3 protein-coding genes are annotated in these 17,082 nt (G+C 77.5%); 2 read left to right on the forward strand and 1 reads right to left on the reverse strand.

The window, feature by feature from the left end:
- Positions 1–44: 44 nt before the first annotated feature.
- Complete coding sequence (locus DQE82_RS08165) at positions 45–14,915, reverse strand: type I polyketide synthase (protein WP_113972397.1); 14,871 nt, start codon at positions 14,913–14,915, stop codon at positions 45–47.
- Between the two features lie 225 nt (positions 14,916–15,140).
- Here DQE82_RS08165 and DQE82_RS08170 point away from each other — a divergent pair, with 225 nt between their 5' ends.
- The gene (locus DQE82_RS08170; protein WP_231915406.1) at positions 15,141–15,974 is read left to right on the forward strand and encodes a hypothetical protein; all 834 of its coding nucleotides are present in this window, start codon (positions 15,141–15,143) and stop codon (positions 15,972–15,974) included.
- A complete protein-coding gene (locus DQE82_RS08175; protein WP_043329873.1) occupies positions 15,955–16,992 on the forward strand; it encodes a 3-dehydroquinate synthase in 1,038 nt (345 codons plus the stop codon). The genes DQE82_RS08170 and DQE82_RS08175 overlap by 20 nt, the downstream gene beginning before the upstream one ends.
- Positions 16,993–17,082 lie beyond the last annotated feature (90 nt).

Raw genomic sequence — 17,082 nt, forward strand, 5'->3', positions numbered from 1 at the left:
GGACACGGGGTCGGCTTGCGGCGGGCGGGGCGGCCGGACGGCCATCAGGTGCCGAGTTCGGAGTCGATGAGGTCGAACAGGTCGTCGTCGCTGGCCAGTTCGAGATCGAGGTCGGGATCGCCGCCCGTGCCGGCGCGCATCGTCCGCCACTTGGCGATCAGCACCTCCAGGCGCGACCCGATCTGGTCGTGCAGCTCCGGTTCCACAGTGGCCTCGGTCAGCGAGCGCTCCAGGTTCTCCAGGTCCGCGAGGACCGGCGGGGCCGCCGGTCCGGTGTCCGGCGCCAGCTCGGACACCAGGTACGTGGCCAGCTCGTTCGGATCCGGGTAGTCGAAGATCAGCGTGGCCGGCAGGCGCAGGCCGGTGGCCGTGGTCAGCCGGTTGCGCAGCTCGACGGCGGTCAGCGAGTCGAAGCCGATCTGGCTGAACGCCCGGCCCGGGGCCACCGCCACCCGGCTGCCGTGCCCGAGCACGCTCGCCGCCTGCTCGCGTACCAGGTCGACCACGAGGGTGTGGCGCTCGGGCCCGTCCAGCGCCGCCAGCTCGTCGGCGAGCGTGCGCCCGCCGCCGGCCGGGGTGGCCGCCCGCGCCGTCGGCCGCTCCCGGCGCAGCAGCCCGCGCAGCAGCGCCGGGGGCCGCTCGGCCCGCTCGCCGAGCGCGGCGACGTCGATCCTCGTCGGCACCAGCACCGGCTCGGCCAGCCGCAGGCCCGCGTCGAACAGGGCCATCCCCAGCTCGGACGGGATGGCGAGCTGCCCGTCACGGGCGGTGATCCGGGGATCGGTCCGGTCCAGCTTGGCGGTCATCTCGCTGGCCTGCTCCCACAGCCCCCAGGCGAACGACCGGCCCGGCAGCCCCTGCGCACGGCGGGCCAGCGCGAGCGCGTCGAGGAACGCGTTGGCCGCCGCGTAGTTGGCCTGACCGGGGACGCCGAAGACTCCGGCGCCGGAGGAGAAGAGCACGAACCCGGCGAGGTCGAGGTGGCGGGTGAGCTCGTGCAGGTGCCACGCGGCGTCGAGCTTCGGCGCGAAGACCGTGTCGACGCGCTGCGGGGTGAGGGCGGTGACCACCCCGTCGTCGAGCACCCCGGCGAGGTGCACGACGGCGGTCAACGGGTGCCGCTCCGGTACCGCCGCCAGCACCCCGGCGAGGTTGTCGCGGTCGGACACGTCGGCCGCCACCACCGTGGCCTCGGCCCCCAGGGCCCGCAGTTCGTCGAGCGCCTCGGTCGCGCCGGGGGCCCGCTCGCCGCGGCGGCTGACCAGCAGCAGCCGCCGTACGCCGTGCGTCTCGACCAGCCGCCGGGCGACCAGCCGGCCCAGGGTCCCGGTGCCGCCGGTCAGCAGCACCGTGCCGTCGGGGTTCCACGCCCGGGGCATGGTGAGCACCACCTTGCCGACGTGCCGGGCCTGGCTGACGTGCCGGAACGCCTCCGGCGCCTGGCGGACGTCCCACACCTGGGTGGGCAGCGGGGTGAGCGTCCCCCGTTCGAAGAGCCCCAGCAGAACGACCAGCATGCGCTGCACCTCGTCGGGCTCCTGCAGGGTCAGGTCGAAGGCGGTGTAGGCCACCCCCGGATGGTCGACGGCGACGCGGGCGGCGTCGCGGATGTCGGTCTTGCCCATCTCGACGAACCGCCCGCCGCGCGGCAGCAGCCGCAGCGAGGCGTCGACGAACTCGCGGGCCAGCGAGTCCAGCACGACGTCCACGCCCCGGCCGCCGGTGGCCTCGGTGAAGCGGGTCTCGAAGTCGAGGGTCCGGGACGAGGCCAGGTGCTCCTCGTCGAGACCGAGCGCGCGCAGGGCGTCCCACTTGGCGGGGCTGGCGGTGGCGTACACCTCGGCCCCGAGGTGGCGGGCGAGCTGCACGGCGGCCATGCCGACGCCGCCGGCCGCCGCGTGCACCAGCACCGACTCGCCCCGGGTGAGCCCGGCCAGGTTGACCAGCCCGTGGTACGCGGTCAGGAAGACCACCGGCACGGACGCGGCCTCGATGTACGACCAGCCGGCCGGCATCGGGGCCAGCAGGCGGCGGTCGGTGACCGCGACGGGTCCGAAGCAGCCCACGAAGACACCGAAGACGCGGTCGCCGGGGCGCAGGTCGGTCACCTCGGCGCCGACCTCGACGACCTCGCCGGCGCCCTCGCCGCCGAGCGGGCCCGCGTCGCCCGGGTAGAGACCGAGCGCGTTGAGCACGTCGCGGAAGTTGAGGCCGGCGGCGCGGACGCGGACCCGGACCTCGCGGGGGCCGAGCGCGGCGTCCGCGGCGTCGGTGGCGACCAGGGTGAGGTTCTCCAGGCTGCCGCGCACCGGCGCGTCCAGCCGCCACGCGGCGGCGGGCGGTGCGGGCAGCTCGCCGGCCGACCCGGCCCGCGCCAGCCGCGGCACGTACGCCGCGCCGACCCGGATCGCGGCCTGCGGCTCGTCCGCCGCCAGGAGGGCGGCCACCTCGTCGGGGCCGATCCCGTCGCCGTCGACGTCGACGACGACGATCTGGCCCGGGTTCTCCGACTGGGCGGAGCGCACCAGGCCCCACGCCGCCGCGGCGGCCGGGTCGGTCACCTCGCCGGCGTGGTGCACGGCCACCGCGCCCCGGGTCACCAGCAGCAGCCGCGACGCCGCCCAGCGGGGCTCGGTGAGCCAGCGCCGGACCAGGTCGAGGGCCTGCACGGCGGCGTGGCGCGCCGCGCGGGGGGTGGGCTGCGCGGGGTGCGCGCCGAGCGGCACGAGCACCGCCCCGGGCAGGGCCAGTCCGGCGTCCACCGCGTCGGCGAGCCCGTCCAGCCCGTGGTGCAGCGGGAACCCGTCCAGGCCGGGGGCGACGGCCACGGCGTCGACCGGGGTGGCCGTCTCGACGGGCGGCAGCGGCGTCCAGTCGACGCGGAACAGGGCGTCGCGGGTGGCCCGGTCGTCGGTGACGGCCAGCTCGGTGGTGGAGATCGGGCGCATCGTCAGGGCGGCCACCTCGGCCACCGGGGCGCCGGTCGGATCGGCGACGGTCAGCGCGATGGCGTGCGGCCCGACCCGGGTCAGCCGTACCCGCAGGGCGGTGGCCCCGGTGGCGTGCAGGCTGACGCCGTTCCAGGCGAACGGCAGCAGGAGCTGGCCGGCCCCGGCCCCGGCGAGACCGCCGAAGTGCGCGGCGTGCAGGGCGGCGTCGAACAGGGCGGGGTGCAGGCCGTACCGGTCGGCGTCGACCCGCTGGGCCGCCGGCAGCTCCACCTCGGCGTAGACCTCGTCGCCGCTGGTCCACACCGCGCGCAGGCCCTGGAAAGCCGGCCCGTACGCGTACCCGTCGGCTTTTAGGCCGGCGTAGAAGCCGGTCAGGTCGACGGGCCGGGTGTCGGGCGGCGGCCAGGCGGTGAGCTGCGGCGACACCGCGGGCTGGTCGGCGCGGAGGGTGGCGCTGGCGTGCCGGGTCCACGGCTGTCCCGCCGGCGCGTCGGCGGGCCGGGAGTGCACGGTCACCGGCCGGCGTCCGTCGCCGGCGCCCGCGCCGACCGCCACCTGCACCTGCGTCGCGCCGTCGGCGGGCAGGGTCAGCGGGGCCTCGATGACCAGCTCGTCGAGGAACGGGTGGCCGACCTCGTCGCCGGCGCGCAGACAGAACTCCACCAGGCCGGTGCCGGGCACCAGCACGCTGCCGGTGACCCGGTGGTCGGCCAGCCACGGCTGCGCGTCGGCCGACAGCCGCCCGGTGAACAGGTGGCCCCTCGTCTCGGCCAGCACGACCGACGCGCCGAGCAGCGGATGACCGGCGGCGTCCAGACCGGCGGCGCCGACGTCGCCGGGGCCGGAGACCGGCCGGGGCCAGTAGCGGCGGTGGGCGAACGCGTACGTGGGCAGGTCGACGCGCCGGCCGCCGGCCAGTGCGGGCCGCCAGTCCACCGCGACCCCGGACACGTGGAGCTGGGCCAGGGAGAGCAGGAACCGCTCCCGGCCGCCCTGGTCGCGTTGCACCGAGCCGACCACCACGGCATCGCCGTCGTGGTCGGCGAGGGTCTCCTCCACGCCGACGGTGAGCACCGGGTGGGGGCTGCACTCGACGTACGCGTCGTGGCCCTCGGCGGCCAGCGCGCGGATCGCCCGTTCCAGCTCGACGGGCCGGCGCAGGTTGCGGTACCAGTAGTCGGGCCCCATCTCCTCGCCGTCGAGCCAGCGCAGGTCGGTGGTGGAGAACAGCGGCACGGCGGCCGGGCCGGGGGCGATGCCGGCCAGCACCTCGGCCAGCTCGTCGCGGATGCGTTCCACCTGGGCGGAGTGGGAGGCGTAGTCGACGGCGATGCGCCGCACCCGGGCCTGCTCGCCGGCCAGCTCGGCGAGCAGCTCCTCGACCGCCTCCGGCTCGCCGGAGACCACGACGGCGGCCGGCCCGTTCACGGCGGCGACCGAGATCCGCTCACCGAAGCGGGCGATCCGATCACGGACCGTGTCGGCCGGCAGCGCGACGGAGGCCATCGCCCCGTGCCCGGCCAGAGCCCGTAGCGCGCGGCTGCGCAGCGCCACCACCCGGGCCGCGTCGGGCAGGGAGAGCACCCCGGCGACGCAGGCGGCGGCGATCTCGCCCTGGGAGTGGCCGACCACGGCGGCCGGCTGCACGCCGTACGAGCGCCACAGCTCGGCCAGCGACACCATCATCGCGAACAGGGCGGGCTGCACGACGTCGACCTCGTCGAGGCCGGGCGCGCCCGGCGCCTGGCGCAGCACGTCCAGCAGTGACCAGTCCAGGTACGGCCGCAGCGCCGCGTCGCAGGCCGCCATGCGTTCGGCGAACACGGGGGCCTGGTCGAGCAGGTCCAACCCCATGCCGAGCCACTGGGAGCCCTGCCCGGGGAAGACGAAGACGCACCGGCCGGTGGGCCGCGCCTCGCCGCGCGTGACCGCCGGGTCGGGCCGGCCCTCGACCAGCGCGTCGAGGGCGTCGGCGACCCGCTGCGCGGACGCGGCTACCAGCACCGCTCGGGAGTCGAAGGTGCCCCGGCTGGTGGCCAGTGACCACGCCACGTCGAGGGGCCGCTGGTCGGGGCGGGCGGCGAGGTGCTCCCGCAGCCGCCGCGCCTGGCCGGCGAGCGCCTGCGGGGTACGCGCCGACAGCAGCCACGGCAGCGCGCGCTCCTGCGGCGGCTCGGATTCGGCGGCCTCCGGCGGCGCCTCGGCGACCGACTCGACGATCACGTGGGCGTTGGTGCCGCTGATGCCGAACGACGAGACGCCGGCGCGCACCGGCCGGTCCTCCGCCGGCCACGGGCGGGCCTCGGTGAGCAGCTGCACCGCTCCCGAGTCCCAGTCGATCCGCGAGCTGCGGCGCTCGGCGTGCAGGGTGCGGGGCAGCCGCCCGTGCCGCATGGCGAGGACCATCTTGAGCACGCCGGCGACGCCGGCTGCGGCCTGGGTGTGCCCGAGGTTGGACTTGACCGAGCCGAGCAGCACCGGCGCGGCGCCGGCCGGGCGCTGCCCGTACGTGGCGAGGATCGCCTCCGCCTCGATGGGATCGCCGAGCGACGTGCCGGTGCCGTGCGCCTCCACCACGTCCACGTCGGCGGCACTCAGCCCGGCGGCGCCCAGCGCGGCCTTGATGACCCGTTCCTGCGACGGCCCGTTCGGGGCGGTCAGCCCGTTCGACGCGCCGTCGGAGTTGACCGCCGAGCCGCGCACGACGGCCAGCACGGGGTGGCCCCGGCGGCGGGCCTCGGAGAGCCGCTCCACCACCAGCATCCCGACGCCCTCGGACATGCCGAAGCCGTCGGCGTCCTCGGCGAACGCCTTGCACCGCCCGTCGGCGGCGAGACCGCGCTGGCGGCTGAAGCCGGTCAGCCCGGCCGGGGTGGACATCACCGACACCCCACCGGCCAGCGCCAGGTCGCAGTCGCCCTGGCGCAGCGCCTGGACGGCCAGGTGCAGCGCCACCAGCGACGCCGAGCAGGCGGTGTCGACGGTGACAGCCGGCCCCTCCAGCCCGAGCGCGTACGCGACCCGGCCGGAGAGGACGCTGCCGGCGGTGCCGGTAAGCAGGTGCCCCTCGTCGGCGGTGACCTCGCCGTCGTCGGAGACGACACCGGGGGCGACCCGGTCGGCGTAGTCCTGCCCGTGGGTGCCGGCGAAGACGCCGGTGCGGCTGCCCCGCAGGGTGGCCGGGTCGATGCCGCCGCGTTCCAGCGCCTCCCAGGAGGTCTCCAGCAGCAGCCGGTGCTGCGGATCCATGGCGAGGGCCTCGCGGGGGCTGATGCCGAAGAACTCGGCGTCGAAATCGGCGATGCCGGTGAGGAACCCGCCGGAGCGCACGTACGTCCGGCCGGGCGTGCCGGGCACCGGGTCGTGGAGGTCGGCCAGCGGCCAGCCCCGGTCGTCGGGCAGGTCGCCGATGACGTCGTCGCCCGCGTCGAGCAGCCGCCACAGCTCCTCCGGGGAACCGATCCCGCCGGGGAAACGGCAGGCCATCGCGACGATGGCGACCGGCTCGTCCAGGGCGACGGTGCTCGCGTCGGCGACCTCGGTGGCGGCGGTGCCGAGCAGCCGGGCGTGCAGGTGCGCGGCGAGCAACTCGGGGGTGGGGTGGTTGAACACGGCGTGCGGGGCGAGCCGGACCCCGGTGACGGCGGTGAGCCGGTTGCTCAGCTCGACGGCCATCAGCGAGTCGAAGCCGAGGTCCTTGAACGGGCGGCGCGGCTCGACCTGCTCGGGGCCGGTGTGCCCGACCACTGTGGCGCACCGGGCGCGTACGAGGTCCAGCAGCAGTTCGGCGCGCTCGGGCTCGGCGAGTTCGGCCAGCCGGTCGGCGAAGCCCTTCGCGGCGGCGGGCGCGGAGGCGGCGTTGACCGCCCGGCGGGGCGGCGGGGGCAGCAGCGCCCGCAGCAGGGCGGGCACCTCGCCGGAGGTCCGTACGGCGGCCAGGTCGAGCCCGATCGGCACGAGCGCCGGCCGGTCCACGTGCAGGGCGGCGTCGAACAGCGCCAGCCCGGCGGCCGTGTCGAGGGGGCGGGTGCCGCCGCGGGCGAGCCGGGCCAGGTCGGCGGGGCTGAGCCGGCCGGCCATCCCGTCCTCGGCGGCCCACAGCCCCCAGGCCAGGGCGCTCGCCGGCCGGCCCTGGGCACGGCGGTGCGCGGCGAGCGCGTCGAGGAACGCGTTGCCGGCCGCGTAGTTGCCCTGGCCGGGGCTGCCGAAGGTGGCGGCGGCCGAGGAGAAGAGCACGAACGCGGCCAGGTCGAGGCCGGCGGTGAGCTCGTGCAGGTGCCAGGCGCCGTGCACCTTGGCGCGCAGGGTCCGGGCCCAGCGGGTCGGGTCGAGGTCGGTGAGCAGGGCGTCGTCGGTGGCCCCGGCGGCGTGCACGACGGCGACGAGCCGGTCGGCCAGCGGGGCGATGACCTCGGCGAGCGCCGCCCGGTCGGCGACGTCGGCCGCGACCACCCGCACTGTGACGCCGGCGTCGGTCAGCGCGGTCGTCCAGTCGCCGGCCCGGCCGCTGCGGCTGACCAGCACCAGTTCGGTGACGCCGTGCGCGGTGGCGAGGTGGGTGGCGACGTGCCGGCCGATCCCGCCGGTGCCGCCGGTGAGGAGCACGGTGCCGCCGGCCAGGGCCGCGAGCGGCGCGCCGGCCGGGGGCCGCTCGACGGGGCGGAGGCGGGGCAGCAGTGCGCGGCCGTCGCGGACGGCCACCTCGGGTTCGTCGTCGGCGGCGGCCAGCGCCGAACGGATGGCGGCGTCGTCGGTGGTGTCGAGGCTGAGCAGGAGGAAACGGTCGGGCTGCTCGGCCTGGGCGACGCGGAGCAGCCCGGCCACGGGGGCGTGCACCGGGTCGCCGTCGCGCACGGCGAGGGCCAGGCGGGTGGTCTCCGCGCGGGGGTCGGCCAGCCAGGTCTGGAGCACGTCGAGCACGGCGAGGCCGACGGCGTGCGCCCGGTCGGGCACCGGCCGGGCCGGCTCGCCGTCGCCGACCCGCAGCACCAGCAGCGGCGGCAGCGGCCCGTCCGGCGGCGTGCCGTCGGCGAGCGTCCAGGAGGGCGCCGGGGTCGCCGGGAACGCGGCGGGCAGCCAGTCGACGGCGTACAGCCCGGCGGGGGTGGTCGCCGGCGCCGGCGGGTCGGCGGGCGGCAGGTCCACCGGCCGCAGCACCACCCGGTCGGCGTCGAGCACGGGCCCGCCCGCGTCGTCGACGGCGCTCAGCGTCACCGCGTCCGCCCCGGCGGGGGCCAGGCAGACGCGCAGCGCGTGCGCCCCGACGGCGTGGCGGCGCACGCCCGCCCACTCGGTGGGCAGCAGCCGGGCGGTGGGCCCGGCGTCGGCGACCGACGCGAAGCCGGCGAGCGGGAGCAGGCGCAGGGCCGCGTCCAGCACCAGTGGGTGCACGCCGTACCGCTCGGCGTCCGGGTCGCGGGCGTCGTCGGGCAGGCGTACGTCGACGTAGAGCCGGTCGGCGGCGACCCACGCGGCACGGGCCAGCTCCCCGGCCGGCGCGCGGTGCGGCGGGGCGCTCAGGTCCACCGGCCGGGCCCCGGCAGGTGGCCAGGCGGGGGCGAGGGCGCCCCGGCCGCTCTCCGGGTCGACGGGTGCGAGCACGGCCTCGGCGACCTCCCGCCAGGGCAGCCCCTCGCCGGCCCGGACGTGACAGTGCGCCACCCGGCGTCCGTGCTCGTCCGGCGCGCCCACGTCGATCTGCACCTCGAGGGTTGCCTCGGCGGGCAGCGGAACCGGCTCGGGCACGCGCAGCCGCCGCACGCTCGGGGCGCCGAGCTGGTCGCCGAGGTGGGTGAGCATGTCCAGCAGGGCGGTGGCGGGCAGCAGCGGCGCCGTGCCGTCGCCGGGCGCGGCCAGCCACGGCGAGGTGGCCGTGGCGATCTGCCCGGTGCAGACCACCTGCCCGGTGCCGGCGACCGCCAGCAGGCCGCCGAGCAGCGGATGCCCTGCGTCGGCCAGTCCGGCGCCGACGGGACCGCCGGCGCCGGTGGGAGCGGGCAGCCAGTAGTGCCGGCGCTGGAAGGCGTACGTGGGCAGGTCGACGCGGCGGTGCGGGCCGGGGCCGGCGAGGGCGGCACGGTCCACCGCGACGCCCCGCACGTGCAGCCGCGCCACGGCGGCGAGCAGCGCCTCGGCCTCGCCCGCGGTGCCCCGTACGGCGGGGACGAAGGCCAGCTCGTCGGCCTCGGCGACGAGGCAGTCCTGGGCCATCGCGGTGAGCACACCGGCCGGGCCGATCTCCAGGAAGGTGGTGACGCCCTGCCCGTGCAGGGCCCGTACGCCGTCGTGGAAGCGGACGGTGCCCCGCACGTGCGCCACCCAGTGCTCGGGCGAGCAGAGCCGGGCCGGGTCGACGGGGTGGCCGGTCAGGTTGGACACCACCGGCAGGTGCGGGGTGCGGTACGTGAGGCCGGCCGCGACCGCGCGGAACTCGTCGAGCATCGGGTCCATGCGCGGCGAGTGGAACGCGTGCGACACCCGCAGCCGGCTGGTGCGGCGCCCGGCCGCGCGCAGGGTGTCCGCGACGGCCAGCACCGCGTCGGTGTCGCCGGACAGGACGACGCTGGTGGGGCCGTTGACGGCGGCGAGGCCCACCCGGTCGGTCAGGTGCGCGGCGACCTCGGCCTCGTCGGCCTCGACGGCGACCATCGCGCCCCCGGCGGGCAGCTGCTGCATCAGCCGGGCGCGGGCGGCGACCAGCGCCGCCGCGTCGGCGAGGGAGAACACCCCGGCCACGTGCGCGGCGGCAAGCTCGCCGACGGAGTGGCCGAGCACCGCGTCGGGGCGGACCCCCCAGTGCTCCAGGAGGCGGTACAGCGCCACCTCGAAGGCGAACAGGCCCGGCTGGGTGTACAGGGTCTCGTCGAGCAGTTCGGCCGGTGCGGTGCCCTCGGCCGCGAGGACGACGTCCGCGACGGGGAGCGGGGCGTGGCCGGCGAGGCAGCGGTCGAGTTCGGCGCAGGCCGCGTCGAAGGCGGCCGCGAAGACGGGGTACGCCGCGTGCAGCTCGTGGCCCATGCCGGCGCGCTGGCCGCCCTGCCCACCGAAGAGCAGGCCGAGTCGGCCGTCGACGACCCGGCCGGTCAGCACGCCCGGCAGGTCCGGGTCCGGTCCGCCGCGGGCCAGCGCGCCGAGCCCGGTCCGGGCGGACTCCGCGTCGCCCACCAGCACCACGGCCCGGTGTTCGAGAGCGGCGCGGGTGGTGGCGAGGGCGTGCCCGGTGTCGGCCGGGTCGGCGTGCGCCCCCGGCCCGTCGAGCCAGGCCAGCAGGCGGGCCGCCTGGTCACGCAGCGCCTCGCCGGAGGCAGCCGCGAGCAGCCACGGTACGGGCGGCCGAGCGGTGGCGGGCGGCGACTGCCGGGCGGCGTCCCCGGCGGCGGTCGGCGGATCGGCGGGGGCCTCGACGATGACGTGGGCGTTGGTGCCGCTGATGCCGAACGACGAGACGCCGGCCCGGCGGGGCCGGCGTACGTCGGGCCACGGGCGGGCCTCGGTGAGCACCTCGACCGCGCCGGCGGACCAGTCCACCTCGGACGTCGGGGCGTCCACGTGCAGGGTGCGCGGCAGTGTCCCGTGCCGCATCGCGAGCACCATCTTGATCACCCCGGCGGCCCCGGCGGCGGCCTGGGTGTGGCCGAGGTTGGACTTCAGCGAGCCCAGCCGCAGCGGTTCGGCGTCACCGCGGCCCACCCCGTACGTGGCGAGCAGCGCCTGCGCCTCGATCGGGTCGCCGAGGGACGTGCCGGTGCCGTGCGCCTCGACGGCGTCCACGTCGGCGGTGGAGAGCCCGGCCGCGTCCAGCGCCCGGCGGATGACCCGCTCCTGGGCGGGCCCGTTGGGGGCGGTCAGCCCGTTGGACGCGCCGTCGGAGTTGACGGCGGAGCCGCGCAGCACGGCGAGGACGGGGTGCCCGTGCCGGCGGGCGTCGGAGAGCCGTTCCAGCAGCAGCACGGCGACGCCCTCGGACCAGCCGGTTCCGTCGGCGCCGTCGGCGAACGCCTTGCACCGGCCGTCCGGGGCGAGCCCGCGCTGCCGGCTGAACTCCACGAACGCCTGCGGGGTGCCCATCACCGCCACGCCGCCGGCCACGGCGAGCGAGCAGTCCCCGGCGCGCAGGGCCTGGGCGGCAAGGTGCAGCGCCACCAGCGACGACGAGCACGCCGTGTCGACGGTGACAGCCGGCCCCTCCAGCCCCAGCGCGTACGCGACCCGGCCGGAGACGACGCTGCCGGCGGTGCCGACGCCGAGGTAGCCCTCGGTGCCGGGCGGCGCCTGGCGCAGGTTCGCGGCGTAGTCGTGGTGCATGACGCCGGTGAAGACGCCCGTGGCGCTGCCGCGCAGCGAGGTGGGGTCGATGCCGGCCCGCTCGAACAGTTCCCAGGACGTCTCCAGCAGCAGCCGCTGCTGCGGGTCCATGGCGAGCGCCTCGCGCGGGCTGATCGCGAACAGGGTGGCGTCGAAGTCCGCGGCGCCGGTGAGGAAGCCGCCCACCCGGGCGTACGAGGTGCCGGGGCGGTCGGGGTCGTCGGAGAACAGGTTCGCCAGGTCCCAGCCCCGGTCCGTGGGGAACTCCGTGAGCCCTTCCCGGCCCTGGTCGACCAGCTCCCACAGCTCCTCGGGGGAGGCGACGCCGCCGGGGAGCCGGCAGGCCATGGCGACGACGGCCACCGGATCGTCCCCGGTGGACGGCGTCACCGCCGGGTCCGTCGTGGGAGCGGCCTGCGCGGCGGCACCGCGCAGCCGGGCGGCGAGGTGCCGGGCGAGGGCCTGGGGGCTGGGCCGGTCGAACGCGGCCGTGGCGGAGAGCCGTACCCCGGTGGCCCGGGCCAGCCGGTCGCGCAACGCGACCGCCGCGACCGAGGTGAAGCCGAGTTCCTTGAAGGCGCGGCCGGGGCGGACCGCGGCCGGGCCGGGCAGCCCGGCCACCTGGGCGGTGGCGGCGCGGACCAGGTCGAGCAGGAGCCGGTCCCCCTCGGCGGTGGTGAGCCCGGCCAGCCGGCGGCGCAGCTCGGCGGCGTCCCGGTCTTCCGTGGCGTCGCCGGGCTCGGCCACGGGCCCGCGCCAGGCGGGGTGCGCGGCGTCGGCGTGGCCCGCCGGGCGGGCGAGCACGACCAGGTCGGCGCCGTCGTGGGCCACGTCGAACGCGGCGAGGTCGGCACGGACGGCCGCCGACGCGGTGCCCGCTGCGGGTCCGGTCGCCGCCGGCCGGCGCTCGGCGGGCGCGGTCGTGCCGACGAGCCGGGCCGGGTGACCGGCGGCCCGGCGGCGGGTGGCCAGGGCGTGCAGGGCGCCGACGGCCGAGGCGGCCCGTTCCCGGCCCGCGGCGCCCAGGAGGAGGGCGGAGGGCGCGAGGACGGTGAACGCGGCCCCCGGGTGCCGGCTCGCGGCGTCCAGCGTCGCGGCGAGGCCGAGCAGCCGGGCTGCGGCCTCGGCGTCGGCCAGGTCGTCGTCGCACGGGCAGAGGAAGACGGCGCCGAACGCCTCGTCGCCCGCCCGCTCGGCGGGCAGCGGAACGGCTTCCGCACCGGCGGAGGTGAGTTCGGCGGCCAGGTCCGCCAGGGCCGGGGCGGGCGTCGCGCCAGCGTGCAGCAGCCGCAGCCGGCGGGCGCGGTGCGCGGCGACGAGGTGCCGGGCCAGCGCGGCGCCGGTCGGTCCGTCGGCGCCGGTGACCAGGACGGGGCGCTCCGGGTCGGCCACGGTCGCCGGCCGTCCCGGCACGGTCGCCGGGGCGGGCACGAGGGCCGCGTGCCGGGCCGCCCCGGCCCGCAGGGCGACCTGCGCGGCGCCGGCGTCCACGACGGCGGGCAGCAGGGCGAGCGAGCGGTCCGCGGCGTCGTGGTCGACCAGCACGATCCGGTCCGGGTACGCGGCCTGCAGGCTGCGCCCGACCGCCCAGACGGCGCCGGCCGCCGGATCGGGCCCGGCCCACCCGGCGGCGGCTCCCCCGGCGACGTCTCCCGCAGGGGTCTCGCCTGCGGCGGCGTCTTGCGCGGGGGCGTCGCCCGCGCTGCCGGCACCGCTCGTGCCGGGGCCGTTGGCCGCGTCGCCGGCCGGGCCGGTCAGCAGCATCAGCCGGGTGCCGGCGAAGCGGTCGTCGTCGAGCCAGCCACGCAACCGGTCGGCGAGGTCCGCCGCGTCGGCGTCGGCCGGCCCGGCCAGCAGCACCGTCACGTCGGGCGCGTCGGGAGTCTCGCGCAGGGTGGCCAGATCCCGGTGGGCCCGGAACCGCTCCCCCGGCGACGCCGCGCGCAGCGGCTCCACCAGCGGTTCGCTCCCGGCGCCGACGAGCGCCCAGCGGCGGGCCGGGGCGGCGGCGTCCTGCGCGGCCGCCGGGACGGGCGTCGCCACCGGCGGTACGGCCGCCAGGTCCAGCGGTCGCCAGGCGAGCAGGCTGAGCGCCTCGTGGTGGCTGCCGTTGACCGCCCGCAGCCGGGCCGGCCCGTCGAGCAGGAGCCGGCGGGTGACCTTGCCGGACGCGGTGCGGGGCACCTGCCCGATCTCGTACAGCGCCTCGGGGACCTTGTGGTAGCTGAGCCTCTCCCGGCAGGCCGCGTACCCGGCACGGGGGTCGAAGCCCTCCGGCCCCGGGACCACGAACGCCACCGGCACCTCGCCGAGCACCTCGTGCGGCCGGCCGGTCACCGCCACGTCGGCGACGCCGGGCACCGCGCGCAGCGCCTCCTCCACCTCGCCCGGGTGGATCTTCTCCCCGCCCCGGATGATCAGCTCCTGGTGGCGGCCGGTGACGAAGATGTTGCCGTCGGCGTCGCGGCGGGCCAGGTCGCCGGTGCGGTACCAGCCGTCGCGCAGGGCGGCGGCGGTGACCTCCGGCAGGCCGTGGTAGCCGAGCATGACGCTCGGACCGCTGACCCAGACCTCCCCCTCGGCGCCGGTCGGCACGTCCAGACCCGTCTGCGGGCTGACCAGGCGCACCTCGACGCCGGGCACCGGGCGCCCGCAGGAGCCCTCGACCCGGGGCTGCTCCGGCCGGGTGACGGCGATCGAGCCGCAGGTCTCCGTGCTGCCGTACGCGTCGAGCAGCGGCGCGTCGAAGACCTCGTCGAACGCCCGCCGCAGCGCGCCGGTGGTGATCGCCCCGCCGACCAGGCAGACCCGCAGGGCCGGGGCGCGGAAGCCGGTCTCCCGGGCGGCGGTGACCAGGTGGTGGTACATGGCCGGCACACCGGCGAGCACTGTGGCCTCGTCCTCGTCGACCGCGCGCAGCACGTCGTCGGCGGAGAAGCCGTCGATGAGCCGGGCCGTGGCCCCGACCGCCGTCACGCTGAGCACGCACCCGATGTGCGAGAGGCTGTGGAACAGCGGCAGTGGCCAGACCACCCGGTCGGCGGCGGTGAGCCCGGGGATCGGCACGTAACAGGCGGCGACCGACCAGAGGCAGGTGCGCTGGGTGGAAAGGACACCCTTGGGCCGGCCGGTGGTGCCGGAGGTGTAGAGCATCCAGGCCACCTCGTCGAGGCCCAGGTCGTCGCGGGCCCCCACGGACGGCTCGGTGTCGACCAGGTCGCGCCAGGCGACGACCCCGTCCGGAACCGGGTCGTCCCCGGTGACCACGATCCGCAGGGCCGGCCGGCCGGTACGCAGCCGCAGCATCTGGTCGAGGTGACGCGGGTCGGTGACCACCAGCACCGCGCCGGAGTCGTCCAGCAGATGGGCCAGTTCCGCGTCGGTGCTGTGCGGATTCACCGGCACGCCGACCGCGGCGGCCCGCGTGACGGCCAGCCAGGTCTCCACCGTCTCCACCCGGTTGCCGAGGCAGAAGGCCACCCGGTCGCCCCGGGCGACCCCGGCCGCCGCCAGGTGACCGGCCAGCCGACGGGTCCGCGCCGCCAGATCGGCGTATCCGACCGCCCGGCGGTCGTCGCGGAATGCGACCTTGTTCCCCGACCTGGCGGCGTGCGCCTCGATCAGATCGGACAACGGCTGGATCAGGTCGCTCCGAAGCATGTCACCACATCCATCCGTCGGCGAGACTCCTCATCCGCGGCGTAGACCTCGCTCGCCGTAGCGGCCCAAGTCTTCCGAGCACCCTGCCGGTGTCCTACCCCTGTCACCCCCTAAGTCGTCCCCAGTTCGGAGCGCCGATCGGGTGGTGGAACGGGCCCGCGGGCCGATGATGGGGCGACCCCCGCGGACCGTCGAATCCCGTGCTCCACCCGCCCGTCAGCCGAGGTGCCGTCGTTGGAACGCTGCTGGTTGTTCGCCCGTTCGGCCGTACCGGCCGGCGGCTGCCCGGGCACGCGGCTGACCGAGCTGGTCGGCACCGTCCTGACCGGGCTGGTCGCCGCCGCCCGCCGGGCCGATCCCGGCATGGACTGGTTCTTCGACCCGGAGGACTCCCCCGCCGGGCGGCTGAGCCTCGGCTTCCATGCCGCCCCCGCCGCGCTCGACGCGGTACGGGCGGGACTGCTCGCGTACGACCCGGGAGCGTCCCTCGCCGAGGACCGGTACGTCGTGCGCGACCCCGCGCGGGGCGGCCCGCTCGCGTTCGCGGGCAGCGAACTGGCCCTCACCCTGCTCGGCGGCGACGTGCCCTGGCTGGCCGGCGGCGAGTTGCCGCTGGCCGTGGCGCACCTGCGGCACCTGACCGGGCTGATGCCGGCGGCCGACCGCCTGGCGTTCCTGTTCCTGCACTGGCAGGAACGCAGCCAGCGGCTCACCGGCGCGCAGCGGCGGGACCTGGCCGCGCAGGCCGACGCCGGGGCGGAGAAGATCGTCCTGTCGGCCGGTGACCTACCGCTGGGCGGGGACGTGGCAGTGGCGTGGCAGCGCTACCTGGACCGGGTGACCGACGTGGTGGGCCACGACCACCCGACGGCGCCTCCCGGGTTCCTGCTGGCGCACCACGCGCAGCTCACCCACGATCGGTGGGGCATCCGGCCGGAGGTCGACTCGCTGGCCGCGCTGGCGCTGCGCCTGTCGATGGTGCGGGGCAGCCCGGCCGCGACCGCGCCGGCCCGCGTTCCGCAGAGGAGGCAGCAACCACATGCACACGCCGGTACCTGACCGTCCCGCCAGCGAGCCGGCCCGCGTCGAGGTGGCACTCGGGGAACGGTCGTACCCGGTGCTGATCGGTCCCGGCGTACGCCACCGGCTCCCGGCGGAGGTGGCGCGGATCGGCGCCCAGCGGGTCGTGGTGGTCTCGGCCCGGCCACCGGAGTGGACGCCCGACCCGGGCGTGCCGCACCGGGTGGTGCCGGCCCGCGACGGCGAGCACGACAAGAACCTGACCACTGTGGAACAGCTCTGCCGGGCGTTCGCCGAGTTCGGGCTGACCCGGACGGACGCGGTGGTCTCGTGCGGCGGCGGCACCACCACGGACGTGGTCGGGCTGGCCGCCGGCCTCTACCACCGGGGCGTACCGGTGATCCACCTGCCGACCTCGCTGCTGGCCCAGGTGGACGCCAGCGTCGGTGGGAAGACCGCCGTCAACCTGCCGGAGGGCAAGAACCTCGTGGGCGTGTACTGGCAGCCCCGGGCGGTGCTCTGCGACACCGAGCACCTGGGGACGCTGCCGCAGCGGGAGTGGCGCAACGGGTACGGGGAGATCGCCCGGGCGCACTTCATCGGCGCCGGTGATCTGCGTGACCGGCCGGTGGCGGAGCAGATCGCCGCGTCGGTGGCGTTGAAGGCCCGGGTGGTGGCCGCGGACGAGCGGGACTCCGGCCTGCGGCACATCCTCAACTACGGCCACACGCTCGGGCACGCGTTGGAGCGGGCCACCGACTTCGGCCTGCGCCACGGTGAGGCGGTCGGCGTCGGCACGGTCTTCGCGGGCCGGCTGGCCGGCGTCCTCGGCCGGATACCGGCCGACCGGGTGGCCGAGCACCACGACGTGGTGGCGGGCTACGGGCTCGACACCACGCTGCCCGGCGGCGTCGACCACGACGAGCTGATCACGCTGATGCGCCGGGACAAGAAGGCCACCTCGGGCCTGTCCTTCGTCCTGGACGGACCGGGCGGAGTCGAACTGGTCGCCCGCGTCCCCGAGGCCGCTGTGCGTACCGCACTTTCCGGCATGTGAGGCCGACACCGCCGGGTGCCCGTTCGCCGGCCGGCGCCGCGGGGGCGGCCGGGCCGGCGAACGGATGACGAGCCGCCGGAGCCGAGCCCC

It is taken from the genome of Micromonospora sp. LHW51205, assembly GCF_003315815.1.
GTDB lineage: Bacteria > Actinomycetota > Actinomycetes > Mycobacteriales > Micromonosporaceae > Micromonospora > Micromonospora chalcea.

Coding starts and splice junctions, on each gene's coding strand:
- DQE82_RS08165 (WP_113972397.1), bottom strand. CDS start 14,915: ATGCTTCGGAGCGACCTGATCCAGCCGTTGTCCGATCTGATCGAGGCG.
- DQE82_RS08175 (WP_043329873.1), top strand. CDS start 15,955: ATGCACACGCCGGTACCTGACCGTCCCGCCAGCGAGCCGGCCCGCGTC.